The following is a 2,788-nucleotide window of genomic DNA, read 5'->3' as shown; positions in this document are numbered from 1 at the left end:
GGGTCCGCCCGACGAAAGCGGCGCACCCAGCGGCTGGCCCTCGCCGACCGCGATATCGGCGCCCTTGCCGCCCCACTGGCCGGGTGCCTTGAGCAGGCCGAGCGCAACCGGGTTGACCGCGCCGATCACCAGCATGTTGTGAGCGTGCGCCCAGTTCGTCAGTTCATCCACCTCTTCCAGCACGCCGAAAAAGTTCGGCTGCTGGATCACCAGCGCGGCGAAATCGCCACCCTCGAAGCGCTTCAGCGATTCCGCGACGGTATCGCCGCCGCCGGTGCAGTAAGGCACGGCAACCAGCTCGATGCCCTGGTTCTTCACCAGCGCATCCGCTACCTGCCGCCAGATCGGGTGGACGCAGGCGGGAACCAGAATGCGGCGCGATGATTTGTGCGCCCGTACCGCCATCAGCACCGCTTCCGCCAAGGCGGAGGCGCCGTCGTACAGGCTCGCGTTGGACACGTCCATGCCGGTGAGCGAGGCCATCATGGTCTGGAATTCGTACAGCAACTGCAAGGTGCCCTGACTCGCCTCGGCCTGATAAGGCGTATAGGCGGAGTAAAATTCGCCGCGCCCGGCGATCTGCCAAACCGCTGCCGGAATGTGATGTTCGTAAGCGCCCGCTCCAATGAAATTCAGGTAGCGTCCGTCCTGCTCCGCCCGTTCCTGCATCAGGCGGCCGATGGCCATCTCGTTCATCGCCTCGGGAACATGAGCGAGCTTTTCTGCACGCAGCGCAAACGGAATCTCATCGAACAGGTTTTCGATGGAATCGGTGCCGATGGCCTCCAGCATGGACTGGATGTCTTCTTCGGTATGAGGAATGAAAGGCATATCTCTCTCTCTAGTGAGGAGTAAGGAGTGAAGAGTGAGGAGCCCGGGGGTGCGCCTCCTCACGCTTTTCCGAATTAATGTGCTTCGCTATCAACCAGCGTCTGGTAGGCGGCGGCGTCAAGCAGGCCGCCGAGGTCTGCGGGGTTGGCCGGCTTGATCTTGAACATCCATGCGGCGTAGGCGTCCTGGTTGATCTGTTCGGGCGAATCCGCCACCTCGCTGTTGGCGGCAACCACCTCGCCGGCGACAGGCGCATACACGTCGGATGCGGCCTTGACCGACTCCACCACCGCGCATTCTTCGCCGGCTTTGAGCTGGCGGCCAACCGCAGGGTTTTCCACATACACCATGTCGCCGAGCAGTTCCTGGGCATGGTGGGTGATGCCGACGGTCACCGTGCCGTCAGCTTCCTGCCGGGCCCATTCATGGGATTTGGTGTATTTCAGATTGCCGGGAATGCTCATGTTTCTCTCCTTAAATAGTTATCAGGCTTTTGCCGTTGCGGGCGAAGGGCGGCTTCACCACTTTGGCATTCAACCGCTTGTCGCGAATCTCGACCTGCACCGTATCGCCGACGGCCACGGCCAGCGGCATGCGGGCGAAGGCAATGGACAGGTTCAGGGTCGGCGAAAAACTGCCGCTGGTAATCTCGCCTTCGCCGAGGGGGGTAATCACTTTCTGGTGGCCGCGCAGCACGCCCTTGTCGAGCAGGACCAGCCCGAGCATGTGCATGGTTGGCGGCTTGGCCAGCAGCGCCTGCTTGCCGATGAAGTCGCGCGGGCTGACCAGATCGATGGTCCAAGCCAGGCCGGCCTCGAGCGGGTTGACGTCCTCGCCCATGTCTTGGCCGTAGAGGTTCATGCCGGCTTCGAGGCGCAGGGTATCGCGCGCGCCCAAGCCGATCGGCCCGACGCCGCAATCATGCAGGGTTTGCCACAAGCTGCCTGCTTCCGCCACCGGCAGCATGATTTCAAAGCCATCCTCCCCGGTGTAGCCGGTGCGGCCGATGAAATACTGGGCGAACTCGGCAGCTTGGAACGGCTTGAGCGATTCGGTCGCGGCGCGCGATCCGGCAATCGCCTGCCAGGTTTTTTCCCGCGCATTCGGCCCCTGCACCGCGATCATCGCCAAGTCGCGGCGCGGCTTGATGGTCAGTTGCGGCGCATGGGCGGCACGCTGTTGCTCCATCCACGCCACATCCTTTTCCGCCGTGCCGGCGTTGACTACGATGCGGAACCAGTCCTCGCGCATAAAGTAGACGATCAGGTCGTCGATGACGCCGCCGGTCGGGTTGAGCATGCAGGAATAGAGCGCTTTGCCCGGTTCCTTGAGTTTGTCTGCGTTATTGGCGAGCAGGTAGCGCAGGAACTCGCGGATGCCGGTGCCGGTCACGTCCACCACCAGCATATGGCAGACATCGAACATGCCGGCATCGCGCCGCACCTGATGATGTTCCTCGATCTGCGAGCCGTAATTGACCGGCATGTCCCAGCCGCCGAAATCGACCATGCGGGCGCCCATGGCGCGGTGGAGTGAATTGAGTGGTGTCTGTTTCAGCATTATTGTCGAGCGCTCCCGGGCCTGAATATGAAAAAAGGGTGAAGCCGGTTATTCGGTTTCACCCCTCTGTCCTTGATACCTGAGAGATTACGATGATCGCCATCGCGTGCCCCTTCGGTGGGCGGCGCTAGCAAGCTGCCAGGCCGTCGCTCTCCAGAGTTGCCGGAGCCTGCGAGCAGGCTCTTTTCCATGCGGTTCCTGATGCCTGAGCGGTTACGGGTGTTTGCGCCTTCGGCGGTGCGGATGGTTTCGCACGCTCTCCCGCATGGGTTTTTAGCAGCGTGAACTATACCTTAAGCGCGCTTGCCGTGACAAGGAGGAGGGATTGGAGAGGCGTGATGTTCGGTATTTAATGTGATCCTGGCCCCTTTAATTGCAATGCGTGGCCGACGAGGCA

General features: G+C 61.8%; 3 protein-coding genes and 2 riboswitches. All 3 genes read right to left on the bottom strand.

Annotated elements, in window-relative coordinates:
- The coding region (gene gcvPA, locus VMV64_RS03400) for an aminomethyl-transferring glycine dehydrogenase subunit GcvPA (protein WP_325328548.1) at positions 1-831 on the bottom strand (831 nt) is incomplete at its 3' end.
- Positions 832-905: 74 nt separating this feature from the next.
- Positions 906-1,295 (bottom strand): glycine cleavage system protein GcvH, encoded by a 390-nt coding sequence (gene gcvH, locus VMV64_RS03395; protein WP_325328547.1) that lies wholly within the window; start codon positions 1,293-1,295, stop codon positions 906-908.
- Positions 1,296-1,305: 10 nt separating this feature from the next.
- Positions 1,306-2,391 carry a glycine cleavage system aminomethyltransferase GcvT gene (gcvT, locus tag VMV64_RS03390; RefSeq protein ID WP_325328546.1) on the bottom strand — a complete coding sequence of 362 codons (1,086 nt, stop codon included), beginning with the start codon at positions 2,389-2,391 and terminating at the stop codon, positions 1,306-1,308.
- Between the two features lie 56 nt (positions 2,392-2,447).
- Positions 2,448-2,558, bottom strand: a riboswitch (glycine riboswitch).
- A 15-nt stretch (positions 2,559-2,573) separates the two neighbouring features.
- Positions 2,574-2,665, bottom strand: a riboswitch (glycine riboswitch).
- Between the last annotated feature and the right edge of the window lie 123 nt (positions 2,666-2,788).

Origin of the sequence: Sulfuricella sp., assembly GCF_035531155.1 — a bacterium.
Classification (GTDB): domain Bacteria; phylum Pseudomonadota; class Gammaproteobacteria; order Burkholderiales; family Sulfuricellaceae; genus Sulfuricella.
Note: the sequence above shows the minus strand (reverse complement) of the source record. Positions and strands in the feature narration are given on the sequence as shown.

Coding starts and splice junctions, on each gene's coding strand:
- gcvH (WP_325328547.1), bottom strand. CDS start 1,295: ATGAGCATTCCCGGCAATCTGAAATACACCAAATCCCATGAATGGGCC.
- gcvT (WP_325328546.1), bottom strand. CDS start 2,391: ATGCTGAAACAGACACCACTCAATTCACTCCACCGCGCCATGGGCGCC.